This window comes from Nonomuraea monospora, assembly GCF_039531895.1.
Classification (GTDB): Bacteria; Actinomycetota; Actinomycetes; order Streptosporangiales; family Streptosporangiaceae; genus Nonomuraea; species Nonomuraea monospora.
In genome coordinates, this window is the sequence record NZ_BAAAQX010000011.1 from 52,673 (window position 1) to 70,332 (window position 17,660).

At 74.7% G+C, this 17,660-nt stretch carries 12 protein-coding genes; 11 read left to right on the forward strand and 1 reads right to left on the reverse strand.

The window, feature by feature from the left end; translation table 11 throughout:
• Positions 1-25: 25 nt before the first annotated feature.
• On the forward strand, positions 26-655 hold the full coding sequence (locus ABD331_RS22565; protein WP_344477870.1) for a MerR family transcriptional regulator: 630 nt from the start codon (positions 26-28) through the stop codon (positions 653-655).
• A gap of 9 nt (positions 656-664) precedes the next feature.
• Here ABD331_RS22565 and ABD331_RS22570 read toward each other — a convergent pair whose 3' ends face one another.
• On the reverse strand, positions 665-1,321 hold the full coding sequence (locus tag ABD331_RS22570) for an HAD family hydrolase (RefSeq protein WP_344477872.1): 657 nt from the start codon (positions 1,319-1,321) through the stop codon (positions 665-667).
• Positions 1,322-1,433: 112 nt separating this feature from the next.
• Here ABD331_RS22570 and ABD331_RS22575 point away from each other — a divergent pair, with 112 nt between their 5' ends.
• Genes ABD331_RS22575 through ABD331_RS22620 form a run of 10 tightly spaced genes read left to right on the forward strand, consistent with a single transcriptional unit; the run spans position 1,434 to position 17,611 of the window.
• Positions 1,434-3,143, forward strand: coding sequence for a fatty acyl-AMP ligase (locus ABD331_RS22575; RefSeq protein ID WP_344477874.1), 1,710 nt, complete (start codon positions 1,434-1,436; stop codon positions 3,141-3,143).
• Positions 3,140-8,929 carry an SDR family NAD(P)-dependent oxidoreductase gene (locus ABD331_RS22580; protein ID WP_344477876.1) on the forward strand — a complete coding sequence of 1,930 codons (5,790 nt, stop codon included), beginning with the start codon at positions 3,140-3,142 and terminating at the stop codon, positions 8,927-8,929. The genes ABD331_RS22575 and ABD331_RS22580 overlap by 4 nt, the downstream gene beginning before the upstream one ends.
• On the forward strand, positions 8,926-11,994 hold the full coding sequence (locus tag ABD331_RS22585; protein ID WP_344477878.1) for a type I polyketide synthase: 3,069 nt from the start codon (positions 8,926-8,928) through the stop codon (positions 11,992-11,994). Before ABD331_RS22580 ends, ABD331_RS22585 begins: the two co-directional genes overlap by 4 nt.
• A 3-nt stretch (positions 11,995-11,997) precedes the next feature.
• A complete protein-coding gene (locus tag ABD331_RS22590) occupies positions 11,998-12,120 on the forward strand; it encodes a hypothetical protein (protein WP_344477880.1) in 123 nt (40 codons plus the stop codon).
• Between the two features lie 3 nt (positions 12,121-12,123).
• A complete protein-coding gene (locus ABD331_RS22595; RefSeq protein WP_344477882.1) occupies positions 12,124-12,876 on the forward strand; it encodes a thioesterase II family protein in 753 nt (250 codons plus the stop codon).
• On the forward strand, positions 12,873-13,916 hold the full coding sequence (locus ABD331_RS22600; RefSeq protein ID WP_344477884.1) for an AfsA-related hotdog domain-containing protein: 1,044 nt from the start codon (positions 12,873-12,875) through the stop codon (positions 13,914-13,916). Before ABD331_RS22595 ends, ABD331_RS22600 begins: the two co-directional genes overlap by 4 nt.
• A 44-nt stretch (positions 13,917-13,960) precedes the next feature.
• A complete protein-coding gene (locus tag ABD331_RS22605) occupies positions 13,961-15,376 on the forward strand; it encodes an MFS transporter (protein WP_344477886.1) in 1,416 nt (471 codons plus the stop codon).
• On the forward strand, positions 15,349-15,852 hold the full coding sequence (locus tag ABD331_RS22610; protein ID WP_262380527.1) for an acyl-CoA thioesterase: 504 nt from the start codon (positions 15,349-15,351) through the stop codon (positions 15,850-15,852). The genes ABD331_RS22605 and ABD331_RS22610 overlap by 28 nt, the downstream gene beginning before the upstream one ends.
• A complete protein-coding gene (locus ABD331_RS22615) occupies positions 15,852-17,240 on the forward strand; it encodes a hypothetical protein (RefSeq protein WP_344477889.1) in 1,389 nt (462 codons plus the stop codon). The genes ABD331_RS22610 and ABD331_RS22615 overlap by 1 nt, the downstream gene beginning before the upstream one ends.
• On the forward strand, positions 17,237-17,611 hold the full coding sequence (locus ABD331_RS22620; protein WP_344477891.1) for a hypothetical protein: 375 nt from the start codon (positions 17,237-17,239) through the stop codon (positions 17,609-17,611). The genes ABD331_RS22615 and ABD331_RS22620 overlap by 4 nt, the downstream gene beginning before the upstream one ends.
• The last annotated feature ends 49 nt before the right edge of the window (positions 17,612-17,660 follow it).

The window sequence follows — 17,660 nt, forward strand, 5'->3', positions numbered from 1 at the left end:
CGAGTTGGGCGGAAGGGGAGGAACCATGCGCATCGCGGAGCTGAGCCGCAGGGCCGACGTGCCCGTGCCGACGATCAAGTACTACCTGCGCGAAGGTCTCCTGTCCCCCGGCGAGCGCACCAGCTACAACCAGGCGCAATACACCGACGAGCACGTCCGCAGGCTCCGGCTCGTACGGGCGCTGCTGGAGGTCGGCGGGCTCAGCGTCGCCGCCACCCGCGACGTCCTGGAGAAGATGGACGCCCCCGGCATGAGCCTCATCGACCAGGCCGGAAAGGCCCAGTTCGCCATGACCGTCAGCCCCAAAGTGGTCAAGGACGAGGCGTGGAAGGCGGCCGAGGAGGAGACCGAGGAGCTGATCGAGCGGCTCGGCTGGAACGTTCGCGCGACCAACCCCGCCCGCCTGACGCTCGCCTCCGCGCTGGCCACCCTGCACCGGCTCGGCAAGACCGACCAGCTCAAGCTGCTGGAGATCTACGCCAGGGCCGCCCGCGAGGTCGCCGAGGCCGAGCTGGGCCAGCTCATCACCGACTCCGAACCCGAGGCGATCCTCGAGACGGCCGTGGTCTGGACGGCGCTCGGCGACGTCGTCTTCAGCGCGCTGCGCAGGTTCGCCCACGAGGACGTGGCCTATGGCGACGCCCAGCTCGACTGACCCCAGCGCCTAAGGGGAGGTCACTCGCGACTGGCCGAGCAGCGCGTCCAGCTCCTCGGCCGCCGCGCCCGCCTCGGCGAACTCGATCGCCTGCCACCCGGCGGCCCTGGCCCCCTCGCAGTTCTTGGCCAGGTCGTCGATCAGCACGCACTGCGCCGCCGGCACGCCCGCCCGGCGCGCGGCCAGCTGGAAGATCTCCGGGTCGGGCTTGCGGCAGCCGACCTGCGCCGAGTTGACCACGTCGTCGAAGACGCCCTCCGGGGGGACCATCCGCCGCCAGTGCTCCTCCCACGCCGGCGGCATGTTCGACAACATCCCGACGAACAGCCCCCGCTCGCGTACCCGGTGGAGCTGCGCGAGCCATTCGACGTTGGTGCGCCGGCCGTCGAACCAGGCGTCGGCGAAGCTGATCATCGGGGCCTCGATGCCCTGCGTGGCCAGCTCGGCGGCGATCTGCCGCAGCCACTCGTCCTCGGTGACCAGGGGCGTGTCCAGCGGCAGCATGAAGTCGTCGGTGCCGTAGCGGGCGGTCACGTTCGCGACCGCGATCAGCAGCGGGTCAGGCGGCAGCCCGGTCTTGGCACAGAACGCGCTGAACGTCTCACCGACGGGCGGCGTGAGCACCCCGCCGAAATCCGTCCAGACTGCTTTTATGGAAATCGTCACGCTTATACGGTGCCGCATTTCCCTCAGGCTCCCGTCAGGCCCTCATCAAAGCCCGATCACGTCCGGATCAAGGCCATTCTCATCGTTTCCCGGCCTGGTTACATTACTCCGCATGATTCCCTTTGCAGAGACCCTCGGGGAGTTAGTCGCTTTCCGGGCCCGGGAGAACGCCGCCAAAGTCGTCTACCGCTTTCTCCCGGACGGCGAGCGTGAATCCCACTCGCTCACCTTCGCCCAGCTCGAACTGGAGGTTCGCGCGCTCGCGTCCCGGCTCGCCGAACACGCGGCGCCGGGCGATCGCGCCCTGATCCTGGCACCCGACTCGGCCGATTTCATCCGCGCTTTCCTGGCCTGCCAGTACGCGGGGGTCATCGCCGTCCCCATTTATCCGCCGATGCCGTTCGACGCCCGGCGCGGCACGTCGAACCTGCGGGCCATCGCGCAGGACTGCGCGCCCGCGGCGGTCCTCTTCGCCGGACCCGACGGGTACGAGCGCTACATCCGCGACAACTCACCCGAGATCGCGGCGCTGACGTGGATCGGGGCCGACGAGGTCGACGAGTCACGGGCCGGCTTCCCGCCGGTGCCCGCCGACCCGTCCGGCATCTCGTTCCTGCAGTACACCTCGGGATCCACCGCCTCGCCGAAGGGCGTCATGGTCAGCCACCGCGCGCTGCTGGCGCAGGAGCGGCTGCTGCACGAGATCGGCGACTTCAGCCAGGACTCCGTCATCGTGAGCTGGCTGCCGCTCTTCCACGACATGGGCCTCATCGGCAACGTGCTGCTCGCGCTGTACGCGGGCTGCGAGGCCGTGCTCATGCCGCCGCTGGCGTTCGTGCAACAGCCGGCCCGGTGGCTGCGGGCCATCACCAAGTACCGGGCGACCGTGTCCGGCGGACCCAACTTCGCCTACGAGCTGTGCGTGCGGCGCGTGCCCGTACAGGATCGGCAGGGCCTCGACCTGAGCAGCCTGCGGGCCGCGTTCAACGGCGCCGAGCCGGTGCGGGCCGGCACGCTGGAGGCGTTCACCGCCGCGTACGCGCCGCACGGGCTCGACCCGAACGCCCTCTACCCCTGCTACGGGCTGGCCGAGGTCACGCTGATGGCGACCGGCTCGCCCGTCGGCGGCGGCCCCGTCACCCTGGACGTGCACCTCGACGCCTTGCAGGAGGGCCGCCTGGTCACCGGCGGCGGCCACCGCATCGTCGGCTCCGGCCGGCCGGGCCCGCGCCGCCGGCTGGAGATCGTGGACCCGGAGACCTGCCTGCCGGTACGGCCCGGCCACGTGGGCGAGATCTGGCTCGCCGGGCCCGACGTGACCGACGGCTACTGGGGCAGGCCGGAGGAGACCGCGGAGGTCTTCGGCGCCCGCCTGACCGACACCTTCGAAGGCCCGTTCCTGCGCACCGGCGACCTCGGCGTCCTGCACGACGGCGAGCTGTTCGTCTCCGGCCGCCTCAAGGACCTGATCATCGTCGGCGGGCGCAACCACTACCCGCAGGACCTGGAGGTGACGGCCGAGTCGGCGCACCCCCTGGTCAGGCGCGGCTGCGTGGTCGCGTTCGGCGACGCGCCGCTCGTCGTGGTGGCCGAGGTCAAGCCCGACGCCACCGAGGAGCAGCTCGCGCAGGTCCGCGCGGCCGTGCGCACGGCCGTCGCCGCCGGGCACGGCGTCCAGGTGGACGAGGTCGTGCTGATCGCCCCCGGCACCATGCCGAAGACGTCCAGCGGCAAGCTGCAGCGGCGCGCCTGCCGCGCCGCCTTCGAAGGCGGCGCGCTGACGGCCGCCGTGCCCGCACTCCAGCTCGAAGGAGCGTCATGACCACGCACCAGGAGACCGTCGAGTGGCTGCTGCGGCGCACCGCCGAGCTGCTGTCGGCGCCGGTGTCCGACCTGTCGCCCGACACGCCGTTCTCCCAGCTCGGGCTCTCGTCCATGCAGGCGGTCGAGCTGGCGGGCGACCTCGAACGGTGGAGCGGCCGGTCGCTGTCGCCGACGATCGCCTACGACTACCCGACCGCCGACGCGGTCGCCGCCTACCTGATCTCGACGCAGGAGCAGCAGGACGCACGCCCCGAGCCTGCGCAGGAAGAGTCGCGGGACGTCGCCCGCAGTGAGCCGATCGCGATCGTCGGCATCGGCTGCCGCCTGCCGGGCGCCGACGGTCCTGAGAGCTTCTGGGACGCGCTGCGCGCGGGCAAGGACGCCATCCGCGAGGTGCCCGCCGAGCGGTGGGACGGCGAGGCGCTCTACGACCCCGACCCCGACCGGCCCGGCCGGATGAACACCCGATGGGGCGGCTTCCTCGACGACGTCGAGAGCTTCGACGCCGACTTCTTCGCGATCTCGGCACGGGAGGCCGGGCGGATGGACCCGCAGCAGCGCCTGCTGCTGGAGGTCGCCTGGGAGGCGCTGGAGGACGCCGGCGTGCCCGCCTCCGGCCTGTCGGGCGCGCGGGCCGGCGTCTTCGTCGGCGCCTCCACCTACGACCACGGCGCCTCCCTGCTCAGCTCGGGCGCCGAGCCCGAGGCCTACGACGGCACCGGCGCGGCGCTCAGCGTCATCGCCAACCGGCTGTCGTACTGCCTGAACCTGCGCGGGCCCAGCATGGTCGTCGACAGCGCCTGCTCCTCCTCGCTCGTCGCCGTGCACCTGGCCTGCCAGGCGCTGCGGGCCGGCGAGGCGGACCTCGCGCTGGCCGGCGGCGTCAACGTCATCACCAGCCCGCGCATCGCGCTCAGCTTCAGCAAGGGGCGGCTGATGGCGCCCGACGGGCGGTGCAAGCCGTTCGACCACCGGGCCAACGGCTACGTGCGCAGCGAGGGGGCGGGCGTGGTGCTGCTGCGTCCGCTGTCCGCCGCGCTGGCCGCCGGCGACCGGATCTACGCGGTGATCCACGGCAGCGCCGTCAACCAGGACGGCCGCACCAACGGCCTCGCCGCGCCGAACCGCCCCGCCCAGGAGGACGTGCTGCGCGCCGCCTACGCCGCCGCCGGCATCGACCCGGCGACGGTCGACTACGTCGAGGCGCACGGCACCGGTACGGCGGTCGGCGACCCGATCGAGGTCGCGGCCCTGGCCACGGTCCTCGGGCCGGGGCGCCCTGAGGAGCGTCCGCTGCGGATCGGGTCGGCCAAGTCGAACGTCGGGCACCTGGAGGCGGCGGCGGGCGTCGCGGGGCTGATCAAGGCGGCCCTGTCGCTGCACCACGGCGAGCTGCCGCCGACCGTCCACTTCACCAAGCCCAACCCGCTGCTCGGCCTCGACCGCCTGCCCGTCACCGTCCAGGACCGCGCCGAACCCTGGCCCTCCCACCCAGCCTCACCGTCGCAGCCGGCCTCCGCGGTGTCGGCGCCGGTGGCCCAGGCCGTCGCCGGGGTCAGCTCGTTCGGCTTCGGCGGGACGAACTCCCACGTCGTGCTGTCGTCGGCCCCGCCGCCGCAGCCCCGCGACCAGCGGGCGAAGGGCGGCGAACTGCACCTGTTCCCGATCTCCGCCCGCTCCCAGGCCGCCCTGCGCCGCCGCGCGGCGGCACTCGCCGACCAGGCGCGCACCAGGACGGGCGACACGGCCTGGCTGGCCGCGGCGGCAGCGGCGGCGGCCCTGCGCGGGGACCACGACCGTTACCGCGCCGCCGTGGTCGTCTCCTCCCCCGAGGAGCTGGCGACCGAGATGACCACGATCGCGCAGGCCGGCGACGCGACGACCACCCGCAGAAGGCGCACCCAGCGCCCCACCCTGGTCTTCCCCGGCCAGGGCGCCCAGTGGGAGGGCATGGGACGGCAGCTCGCCGACGCCGTGCCCGCCTTCCGCGCGGCGATCCGCCGCTGCGACGCCGCGATCAGCCGCTGGCTCGGCGAGTCGCTGTGGGACGACGAGCACGGCCTGACCCCCCGGGGCACCGCGCACGTCCAGCCCGCGCTGTTCGCCTACCAGGTGGCGCTGGCCGAGACGTGGCGGGCGTGGGGCGTGGAGCCGGCCGCGGTGATCGGGCACAGCATGGGTGAGATCGCCGCCGCGCACGTGTCCGGCGCGCTGTCGCTGGAGGATGCCGCCCGCGTCGTCTGCGAGCGCAGCAGGCTGCTCACCAGGCTCACGGGCCAGGGCGGGCTCGCGCTGGTCGAGCTGGACGCCGAGGAGGCGGACCGCACGCTGGCGGGCCGCCGCGACCGGCTGTCGGTGGCGGCCGTCAACGGGCCGCGCGCCACGGTGCTGTCCGGCGAGCCGGCGGCGCTGGACGAGGTGATCGCCGAGCTGGAGGCGCGCGGGGTCTTCGCCCGGCGCGTCGCCGTCGACTTCGCCGCGCACAGCCCCCAGGTCGAGCCGCTGCAGGACGAGCTGTCCGCGGCACTCGACGGGCTCGCCCCCCGCACCGCGACGACGCCGCTGTACTCGACGGTCACCGCCGAGCCCGCGACCGGGCCCGAGCTGGGCCCCGCCTACTGGCGGCGCAACGTCCGCGAGCCGGTGCTCTTCTCGCCCGCGCTGGAGCAGCTCATCGCCGCCGGGCACGAGCTGTTCGTGGAGGTCGCGCCGCACCCCGTGCTGACCCGCTCGGTGGCCGAGCTGGCCGCCCACCTCGACCGGCCCGCCGAGGTCATCTCCTCGGTACGCCGCGACGAGCACGAGGCCCGCGCCCTCCTCGGCGCCCTCGGCGACCTCTACACCGGCGGCGCCCCCATCGCCTGGGACGCCCTGTACTCCGACGCCGTCCACGTAGCTCTGCCGCCCCACGGGTGGGACCGGCAGCGCTTCCCCCTGCTGCGCGCCACGCCCGGCGCGGCCGTCGTCCCGCAAGGTCACGGGGGCGCGCTGCTGGGCGCCCGCCTCAAGGTGGGCGCCGACCCCGGGCTGCGGCTGTGGCCGCTGTCGCTCGGCGGCGCGCCCGAGCTCGCCGACCACGTCGCCGACGGCGTGCCGCTGGTGCCCGGCGCCTACTGGCTGGCCACGGCCGCCCAGGCCGCCGGGCCCGGCCCGGTGGTGCTGGAGGACGTCGTCTTCGAGCATCCCTGCCCGGCCGACGGCGATCCCGGGCTCCAGCTCGCCATGCGGCCGTCCGAGCGGGGGCGGCTCGCCTTCGTCATCACCTCCGACCGTGGCGCCGGCCCCGTCGTCCACGCGCGCGGCACCGTCGCCGGCGACGCCGCCCCGCCCACGCCTCCGGCCGCACCCGCCGACCTGGCCGGTGACGTGCAGGTCGGGGAGCTGTACGAGCGGCTGGCGGCGACCGGCCTGGACTACGGCCCGCGCTTCCGCGGCCTCACTGAGCTGCGCACCAGCGGCCAGGAGTCCGTCGGGACGGGCCTGCGCACCGACGGCCAGGAGCCGGTCGGGACCGGGCTGCGCACCAGCGGCCAGGAGTCCAGCGGGACTGGCCTGCGCACCAGCAGGCGGGAGGCGGTCGGGACGTTCCTGCTTCCCGGCGGGCTCGGCGCGGACCTCGCGCCGCTGCATCCCGCCCTGCTCGACGCCTGCTTCCACACGGTCGCGGCGGCGGCCGGCGGCGCGCTTCCCGCCGGGGTCCTGCCCCTGCCCGCCGGGGCCGCGCGCGTGTGGTCGCGCGGCGGCGGTGAGGCCGCGCGGGAGGGCACGGCCCACGCCGTCATCCGCGATCTGAGCCCGAACGAGCTGATCGCCGACGTCACCGTGCGGTCGGGGACGGGCTCGGAGGCGGACGAGGTGATCTGGGCCGTGTCCGGCCTGCGCATCCGCCTCATCCGCCGCCGCCCCGCCGAGACCGGCCGCCTCTACACGGTGCGCTGGCAGCCCCTGACCACCGGCCCCGCCGTCACGGGCCGGGGCGGCTGGCTGGTGCTCGCCGACCCCGTCCCCGGCAGCGGCCCCGCCTCGGTGGGCGAACGGCTGGCGGAACGGCTGGCCGCGGCGGGCGAGCCCTACCTCCTGACCGGCGGCGACCGTCCCCTCGACGACCTGCTCGACGAGGCGATGACCCGCTACGGCGGCCTGCGCGGCATCCTGGACACCCGCGCCACGACCGGCCTCGCCCCGCATGCCGCCCCGGACGCCCCGCATGCCCACGCCACGACCGAGCCCGGCCCGCACGACGCGCCACCCACGAGCGGTGTCGAGTCGCTGCACGCCCCCGCCTCGAAGGCGCTGGGCCTGGCACGTGACCTGATCCGCCGCACCTGGCTGGGCCAGCCGCCACGCCTGTGGCTGCTGACCGCGGGCCCGGCGGGCTCCGTCGTGCAGGGCCTGGCCAGGGTCCTCGCCAACGAACACCCCGAGCTGACCCCGGCAGTCGCGGACCTGCCCGCCTCCCCCACACGGGCCGACCTCGACGCCCTGGTGACGGCCCTGCGCGCACAAGACACCCCTGGCCAGGTACGCGTCCGCGAAGGCGCCCTGCTGGAGCCGAAGCTCGCACCGGCCCCAGCAGGATCGGGCGACCCGGCCCCCATCAGGCCCGACCGCCCGTACCTGATCACCGGCGGGCTCGGCGCCCTCGGCCTGCACGTCGCCCGCAGGCTGGTGGACAAGGGCGCCCGCAAGCTGATCCTGACCGGCCGCAACACCCCGGGCCCGCAGGCGCGGGAAGTCCTGGAGGAACTGCGCGAAGCGGGCGCCAAGATCAGGGTCGAGCTGGCCGACCTGGCCGACCCCGGCCAGCTCGCCAGGACGCTCCCCGCGGACCTGGCGGGCGTGTTCCACCTGGCGGGCGTCCTGGAGGACGCGCTGATCTCCACGATCGACGACGACCTCCTGCGCCGCGCGCTGGCGGGCAAGGCGGCCGGCGCGTGGAACCTGCACACGCTGACCGCGGACCTCCCGGTGGAGCACTTCGTCCTGTTCTCCTCGCTGGCCGGGCTCTTCGGCTCTCCCGGCCAGGGCGCGTACGCGGCGGCGAACACGTTCCTCGACGGCCTGGCCGAGCACCGCGCCGCGCTCGGCCTGCCCGCGCAGAGCATCGACTGGGGCACCTGGTCGGGCACTGGGCTGGCCGTGGAGGCGGGCGGCGTCGAGCGGCTCGCCGCGCGCGGCCTGCCGCCGCTGTCCCCCGAGGTCGCGCTGGACCTGCTGGAGGAGGCGCTCGGCAGCGACCGCAGCCATCTGGTGGCGGCGGCGTTCGACTGGGCGGCGTTCGGCAGGGCCGGGCTCGGCCCCGACCTGGCCCGCATGCTGGAGGGGCAGGTCAGCGCCGACCGTCCGGTCGCGGGCGCGGAACGCGGCGCGATCAAGGCGGCCGCCCTGGCCGCCACCGGCGCCGCCGCCCGGCTGGACGTGCTGCGCCGCTTCCTGCTGGAGCAGGTGGGCTCGGTGCTCGGCCGGGCCCCCGAGAGCCTGGACACCGCAGCTCCGCTGCAGGAGCTGGGCTTCGACTCGCTGATGGCCATGGAGCTGCGCACCCGCCTGGAGAACGGGCTGGACCTGCGGCTGTCGGCCACCGTCGTCTACACCTACCCGACGGTGGAGGCGCTGGCGGACGGCCTGGCCCAGCGCATCGGCGACGAGCGGCCCCCCGTACCAGACACAAGCCAGACGACGGACGGCTCGCCGGGCACGCCCGACGAGCTGGCGGAGCTCGGCGAGGACGAGCTGGCCGCGCTGCTGGCGGAGGAGCTCGACCTGAAGGGAGGGACGGCATGACCGACCAGCGCAAGCTCCTGGAGCGCGCCCTGGTGCAACTGCGCGAGACGCGCGCCAGGCTGGCCGAGGCGGAACGCGGCAGACACGAGCCGATCTCGGTGCTCGGCGCGGGCGTGCGCCTGCCGGGCGACGTGGCGGACCTGGAGTCGTTCTGGAGCCTGCTGCGTGACGGCGTGGACGCCGTCACGCCGTCGGTCGACACACTCGACGGCCACCGCCCCAAACCCGCCGACCGCGTCGAGAACGGCCGCTGGGCCGGGCTGCTGACGGACGTGGACGGCTTCGACGCCGGCTTCTTCGGCATCTCGCCGAGCGAGGCGGCCAAGATGGACCCGCAGCAGCGGCTCGTCCTGGAGGTCGCCTGGGAGGCGATGGAGGACGCGGGGCTGCCGCTGGAGACGCTGCAGCGCGCCGGCACCGGCGTGTTCCTGGGCGTCTACAACAGCGACTACCTCACGCTCCAGTACGGCGAGCCGTCCTCGATCAACACCTACACGGCACCTGGCGGCGCCCACAGCGTGCTGGCCAACCGCCTGTCCTACCTGCTGGACCTGCGCGGCCCCAGCATGGCCGTGGACACCGCCTGCTCCTCCTCGCTGATGGCCGTCCACCTCGCGGTGCGGGCGCTGCGGCAGGGCGAGTGCGACATCGCGCTGGCCGGCGGCGTCAACATCATCCTCAACCCCATCTCCACGCTGGTCACCGAGAAGGTGCTGCCGCTCGCGCCGAGCGGCAGGTGCCGGACGTTCGACGCCTCGGCCGACGGGATCATCCGGGCCGAGGGGTGCGGCGTCCTCGTGCTCACCCGCGAGTCGCTCGCCGAGGGCAGGCGGGTGCGGGCGGTGATCCGCGGCACGGCCGCCAACCACGACGGCCGCACCAACGGCCTCACCGCGCCCAACCCGCGCGCCCAGGCCGACCTGCTGCGCCGCGCCCTCGCCGACGCGCGGGTGCGGCCCGATCAGGTCAGCTACATCGAGGCGCACGGGACGGGCACGCCACTGGGCGACCCGATCGAGGTGGAGGCGCTGCGGGAGGTGTACGGGGACGGGGCCCTGCCGTGCGCGCTCGGGTCCGTGAAGACGAACTTCGGGCACCAGGAGGCGGCTGCGGGCGTCACCGGGCTGATCAAGGCCATGCTGGTGCTGGAGCACGAGCAGGTGCCGCCCAACGTCCATCTGCGCCGGCTCAACCCGGAGATCGACCTGACGGGCAGCAGGCTGTCCGCGCCGGCCACGCTCACCGGGCTGCCGCTCGGCGAGCACGCGCCGATGGCGGCGGTCAGCTCGTTCGGGTTCGGCGGCGCGAACGCCCACGCCATCCTGCAAGCACCACCGGCCCGCACCGGCACGAGCACGCCGGGCGCCGCCGACACGGACACGACTCCCGGCGTCGGCTCCGGCACGCCTGCCCGAGCCGGCTCCGGCACGCCTGCCCAAGTCGGCGCGGGCACACCGGCCGGCGCAGGCTCGGGCGCTGAGGGCGGGACGCTCGGCAAGCTGGTGCTGCCGCTGTCGGCCCGTGACCCGGCCGCGCTCGTCCCCCTGGCCAGGGCGTACGCCGAACGGCTGGCCGGAGCGGACGCGGCGCGGGCGGCGGCCGTGTGCGCGGCGGCGGGAACGCGGCGCACGCACCTGGCGCACCGCCTGTGCCTGACCGCCGAAGACCCGGCCGAGCTGCTGGCCCGCCTGAACGAGGTGGAGGGCGGCGGCGCGGCAGTCCCGCCCCGACCGCCGAGGGTGGCGTTCGTCTTCAGCGGCCAGGGCTCGCAGTGGGCGGGCATGGGCACGGAGCTGCTGCGCCGCGAGCCGGTGGTGGCGGCCGAGGTGACGGAGTGCGACGCCGTCGTACGGGAGCTGGCCGGCTGGTCCATCCTGGAGCAGCTCGCCGACGGCGGCCGGCTGCACGAGACCGAGGTCGCGCAGGTGACGATCGGCGCGCTGCAGATCGGGCTGGCCGCGCTGTGGCGGTCCTGGGGCGTCGAGCCGTCGGCGGTCACCGGGCACAGCATGGGCGAGGTCACGGCGGCGTACGCGGCCGGGGCGCTCGATCGGGCCGAGGCGTTCGACGTGCTGCTGTTGCGGGCGCGCAGGGCGGAGGAGGGCGCGGCGGGCGGCGCGATGGCGAGCATCTCGCTGCCGCCCGACCGGGTCCGCGCCCTGATCGGCTCCGACCGCGTCGGCATCGGCGCGATCAACGGCCCCCGCTCCACGGTGGTGTCCGGCGAGCGGCAGGCCGTGGCGGCCGTCTGCGCCGCGGCGGAGCGGCTCGGCGCGAGCGTGCGCAGGCTGCCCAGCCGCTACGGGTTCCACAGCCCGATGCTGGACGGCCAGGACGACCTGCTGGCCGCCGACCTGGCCCACCTGCGTCCGGCCCCGTGCACGGTGCCGATGTACTCGACCGTCACAGGCGCCCTCGTGGGGCCGGGGCAGCTCGGCGCGGCGCACTGGGGGCGCAACCTGCGCGACGCGGTGCGCTTCTCGCCCGCCGTGTCCGCGATCGCGGCCACCGGGGTGACGGTGTTCGTGGAGCTCGGCCCGCACCCGGTGCTGCTGCGCGACCTCGGCGAGACCCTCGAGGAGGCCGGCGTCCGCTACCGGGCCGTGGGCAGCCTGCGGCGCGACCAGCCGGTGTCCGCCACGCTCGACCGTTCGCTGGGCGACCTCTACCGCGCCGGGCTGGAGCTGGACTGGGAGGCGGTGCTCGGCGCCGCGCCCGCCGACGTCCCGCTGCCCGCCTATCCGTGGCAGCGGCGCCGCCACTGGCTGGGTGAGGCGCCGCAGCGGGCCGACCTGGTCACGACGGTGCCGCTCGCCGAGCGCACCGAGACGATCGCCCTGTTCGTACGGCGGCGCATCGCCGACGCCCTCGGCTTCGACGACGTCGAGCAGGTGCCCGAGGACCGGCCCTTGGCGGACTTCGCCCTCGACTCCCTGGTGATCGTCGAGCTGAAGGGCCAGGCGGAGAGCGAGCTCGGCGTCACCGTGCCGCTGCAGGCGCTGCTGCGCGTCCTGCAGGGCGGCACGGCGCACGACCTGGCCGCCATGATCGCGAAGGAGAGCTGACCCATGACCGCACCGGCCCGCCCGGACTCCAGCCCGTCCGCCACAACCGCGCAGGAGACCCGAGCCATGACCGCACCGGCCCACCCGGACTCCAGCCCGTCCGCCACAACCGCGCAGGAGACCTGACCCATGACCGCACTGACCTGTCTGGGCGAGAACCCGGCCGCCGCGCTGCGCCTGGTGTGCTTCCCGCACTCCGGCGGGCAGCCGGGGATGTTCCGCCGCTGGGTCGCCGGCCTGGCCCCGGACGTCGAGGTGTGGGGCGCGACGCTGCCCGGCCGCGCCACCCGGGTGAGCGAGCCGTTCGCCCGGCAGTGGAGCCCTCTCGTCGCCGAGATCACCGACGCCGTGCTCGACCAGGTGCCGGGGCCCGTGGCGCTGTTCGGGCACAGCCTCGGCGCGCTGCTGGCCTTCGAGGTGGGCCGGGCGCTGACGCTGGCCGGACGGCCGCCCGAGCACCTCGTCGTCTCCGCCCGCGCCACGCCCGCCACCCCGTACCCCCTCACGCTGCCGGACGGCGACGAGGAGCTGATCGAGGCCGTCGACCGCGTCTACCAGGGCATCCCCGCCGCGCTGCGGGACTCGCCCGAGCTGCTGCGGCTGTTCGCCCCCGTCCTGCGCGCCGACCTGGAGCTGGCCGTCTCGTACGTCTTCCGGCCAGGCCCTCCCCTGTCGTGCCCGATCACGGCGCTCGGCGGCACGGACGACCCGACCGTCTCCGAGGCCGAGCTGTCCGCCTGGAACCGCCACACCAGCGGCGCGTTCACCTTCGCCCGCTTCCCCGGCGGCCACTTCTACCTCGACGCCGCCGAACGCCAGGTGCTGGACACCCTCTGGCGCCGGCTGGCCTCCCGCCACGCTCTGACGAGGAGTTCGTCGTGACCTCTGACCTGCACACGCATGACGTGCACAAGAACGACCTGCACACGCATGACGTGCACGCGAAGGACGTGCACGCGAATGACCCGCGCGCGAACGACCAGCACGTGAATGACTCGCACGCGAAGCTGACCTTCGACCAGACGGTGCCGCGCGCCCTGGCCCACAGGCAGGCCGTGGGCGAGGTGTTCGTCACCGACTCCGCCCCGGGCCCCGACGGCGACTTCCTGGTGGCCGTGCAGGTGCCGCGGGCCCACAGCCTCTGGTTCGACCGGCTGGCCGCCTACCACGACCCGTTCTCCACCGCCGAGGCCGCCCGGCAGGGGTCGTTCGTCGTGCTGCACCGGTACTTCGGCGTCCCCGTCGGGCTGCCGTTCAGCCTGCTGCGCTGGCAGTTCCGCGTCCACGACCTGTCCGCCTACCGCGACGACGAACGGTCCCCGCTGCAAGGGGTGCTGCGTTACCGGGTGAACAACAAGTCCAAGAGCGGCGACCTGGGCGACATGACGCTGGCCGGGGAGCTGACGATCGGCACGTCCACCGCCATGAGCTTCACCGGGGACGTGGTCTTCTTCGGCAAGGAGGACTACGCGGCGCTGCGCGAGTACCAGCAGGCGAGCAAGCCGCCGCCGGACCCGGCCGCCGCCGCCGTCGTCCCGCTCGACCCGGCCTTCGTGGGGCGGCGGGACCGGCGCAACGTGGTCATCGGCGACGGCGAGCGGTTCCCCTATGTGATCGACACCTCGCACCCGTCGTACTTCGACCACGCCTACGACCACGTGCCGGGGCCGTTCATCGTGGAGGGGTTCAGGCAGGCGGCGGTGGTCGCGGCGGTGAGGGCCGGGGAGCTGGCCTCGCCGGTGTCCGCGGTGCTCGGCTGCACGACCACCTTCGGGTCCTTCGGTGAGTTCGGGGCGCTGCTGGAGTGCTCGGCCGAGGTCACGGGGGCCGCCGACGGGCGGGTCACCGTGGGGCTGGAGCTGCACCAGTACGGGAAGCGGCTGGCTACGGCCGGTATCGAGCTGGGGCCGTACCCGGCATGAACCGGCTACGCGCCCCTCACCTGAGCCGCCTGCGGTCGCCTGTCGTGGCCGCTGGGTTGATCGCCTTCGCCCTGACGCTCAACCTGAGCGCCGGGAACGTCATTCTGCCCGCCGTCGAACGGGACCTCGGCATCACCTCGGCGGTCAGCCGCTGGGTCGTGCTCGGGTACGCGCTGGCCACCGTCGCGTTCATCCCGGTGGCCGGGCGGGTCGGGCGGCGGGCGGGGGTTCGGCGGGCTCTGGTGTGGGGGGTGGGCGGGTTCGGGGTGGTGTCGGTGGTGTGCGCTTTGGCGCCCGAGGTCGTCACGCTGCTGGCGGGGCGGCTGGTGCTGGCCGCCTTCGCCGCCCTCCTCACGATCCTGACCGCCGTCCTGGCGGTGTCCGGCCCAGGCGGGAAGGCAGGAGCCGGGGCGAGTCGTGGCGGACACGTCGGCGGGCTGGCGGTCGCGGCCGTCTGCGCCACGCTCGGCGGGTTCGCGGGCGCGGCGGCGGGCGGCGGGCTGGTGAGCCCGCTCGGCTGGCGCGCCCTGCTCCTCCTGCCGGTCCCGCTCTGCCTCCTCGCCCTCACCGCCCGCCTCCCCGACACCCAGACGAGCCCTCCCGCCACCCCGACCACGTCACCGACGACCACCTCACTGGCAGCCACGTCACCGACGACCACCTCACCGGCAGCCACCTCACCGGCGACCCCAGCATCGGCGGCCTCAGCATCGGCAGGCCCATCACGGGCGGCCGTCCCATCGACGGCCATCTCACCGACAGCCACCCTCGCCAACGCCAACGCCAACGCCGACACCGACACCGACACCGACACCGACAGCACACTCCCCGCGCTGCCCGCCCGCGCACTCACCCTCCTCACCACCACCCTCCTGTCCACCATCGACGCCCTGATGATCGTCCTGAGCCCGTTCTTCCTCTTCCAGGGCCAGGTGATGCAGGCCCCCCTCCCCCTGGTGGGCCTGACCGTGATGGGCCTGCCCGCCGGCCTCATGGCAGGCGCCATCCTGGCCACCCGCCTGACCGCCCGAATCGGCCCCCGCCCCGTCACCGTGACCGGCGCCCTCCTGGCCGCCCTGGGCCTGGCGCTCCTGCTGCCCCTCTCCCCCACGTGGTCAGCCGCCGAGGTGGCGCTGCGCCTCGCAGTGGTGGGCGCCGGGATGGGGCTGTCCGCCGCCCCGGCCCACTCCATGATCATGACCGATGAAACACCCGTCCGCCCGGCGACCCACCTCCAGTTCGGCCGCACCCTCGGCTACGTCCTGGGCGCCACCCTGGCCGCCACCCTGTGGGCGGCCGAGGGCTTCGCGAGAGCCGGGGTGGCCACCGCGCTCCTGCCGGCTCTCGGCTCCGCCGCCGTGGCGGCCCTCTCCCTGATCCCCTACCGCTCCATGACCACCCGACGCCCTTCACTCCAACGACCGGGAGCACCATGGACACCCACGCGATCAAGAGTCTGATGACCGAGGCCGTCACCCAGCTCACGGCCCCCGCCGCCCGGCCCATCGAGGTGCGGCACACCCCCAGGCGGCACGTCTACCACCGCCAGGTGCGCTTCTCCGACATCGACGCGCACGGCCACGTCAACAACGTGCGCTTCCTGGAGTACCTGGAGGACGCCAGGATCGCCCTCTTCCTCGACTACGCGGGCACGCCGCCGGAGGACCGCAGCGGCCTGCCCGCCGTGGGGGTGGCGATCGTGCGGCACGAGGTCGACTACCGCAAGCCGCTCAGGTTCCGGCACGGCTCGGTGCGGATCGAGTCGTGGGTGACGAAGGTCGGCCGGGTCAGTTGCGAGCTGGCCGCGGAGATCTGCTCGGACGAGGGGGTGTTCGCCGAGGCCCGTTCGACGATCATGGCCTTCGACCCGCACACCGCCAAGCCGCGGCGCTTCACCATGCCGGAGCGCGCCTTTCTCAAGCGCTACCTGCCCTGATGCGGCCCCTGCTCCTCCCGCTGGTGGTCCGGCTCCTCCCGCTGCGAATCCTGCTCCTCCCGCTGGTGCTCCTGCTCGTCCTGTGGCCGGTGCCGGCGGGCGCGCACGTGGTGGCGCCCGGGGCCGATCTGCGGATCGCCCAGACGATCGCGGGCGCCGAGCTGACGATCACGGTGCGGGGCGTGAGCAGGACGCCCGCGCCCGCCGTGGTGGAGATCGAGGCGTTCCACCCGGTCCCCGACCTGCCGGTGGAGCTGACCTTGCGCTCCTCGGAGACCGGGCGGGCGAGCCACGCGGCGGTGCGGCTGGCGGCGGGGCGGGCGGGGCCGTACCGGGTGAGCATGCAGGTGTCCCGGGCGGGGCCGCACGAGCTGGAGGTGCGCACGCCCGCTGACCGTTCCGTGCTGCCGGTACGCGTTCTGGTGCCGGCGACGTCGCCGTGGGAGCTGGTGATCCACGGCGGCTTCTACGTGGCCGGGATCCTGGTGGTGGGCGGGCTGCTGACGGGCGGGACGTCGCGGCGGGGCTCCGCCCTGGCGGTACGCGCGGGCGCGCTGACAGGGGTGGTGGCGCTCACCGTGGCGCTGATGTCGCCGCAGCTCCCCGAGCCCGTCCCGGACGGCGCCGCTCCAGTGGCCGCACCCGGCAACGCGGGGTCCGGCGGCATGGGGCCCGGTGGCATGGGATCCGGTGGGGCGGGCGGGAGGCCGTACCTGATGGCCGCCTTCAGCACCCAGCCGGCGCGTCCGGCGGCGGGGGCGGAGTTCACGCTGTTCGCCGATCTGGTGGACGGCTCCACGGGCCGGCCGGTCGACGATCTCGCGCTGCATCACGAAGCGCTCGCCCACCTGGTGGTGACCAGCGCCGACGGCGCGTACTTCCGCCACCTGCACCCCGTCAGGCTCGGCCCCGGCCGGCTCGCGGTGCGGCTGCGCGCCGACCGCCCCGGCCGCTACCTCGCCCACGCCGAGCTGGAACGGACGGACTCCGGCGGCCAGCTCGTCACCGGCGCGTTCGACGTCACCGGCACAGCGGCGGGCCCTGGAGGAAGCAGGACCGACCCGGCGATACCGCAGGAAGCCGGGCCAGGGCCAGCCCCCGTGCTCGTGCCCGCGCGTCCCGTGGCGGGCCGCCCCACGACCATGCGGCTCCGTACGGCGGGCCCGCTCCAGTCGTGGCTCGGCATGCCCGGCCACCTGATCGTCCGCGACCGGGACGGCGGCTTCCTGGGCCACGTGCACGCCACCCCCACCCGCGCCCCGGAGCTGACCTTCACCTTCAGCTTCCCCGCCCCCGGCACGTACTTCGCCTGGATCCAGTACGCCAGGAACTCCACCATCGAGACCGTGCCCTTCACCGTCACGGTCGGAACGGAGGACAGGACGTGATGCGACGCCTGCTGGCCTGCGGATGCCTGGCCGCGGCGGCCATGACCATCGTGGTCGGCTGCCTGTCCGTGCCCGGCGCGGTGACGGCGCAGGGCGCCGGCGCACGATACGCGGTCACGCTGACGATCGAGGAGGGCGACACGGCCGACATCGTCGTGGACCGCGGCGCGGCCGACGCGGTCGTGGTGACGGCCACGATGCCGCAGATGGGGCACGTCACTCCGGAGGCGGCGGCGCGGCGACTGGCGCCCGGCCGGTTCCGGGCGGACGGTGACCTGTTCACGATGGACGGCGTGTGGGAGGTCTCGGTACGCGTGTCCGGGACCGCGGGCGAGGAGGTCATCCCGCTGACCGTCCTGGTCGCGTCATGACGGCTCCCCCTTCGGTCCTGACCGCTCCGGTTCGCGCCGGGAAGGCGCC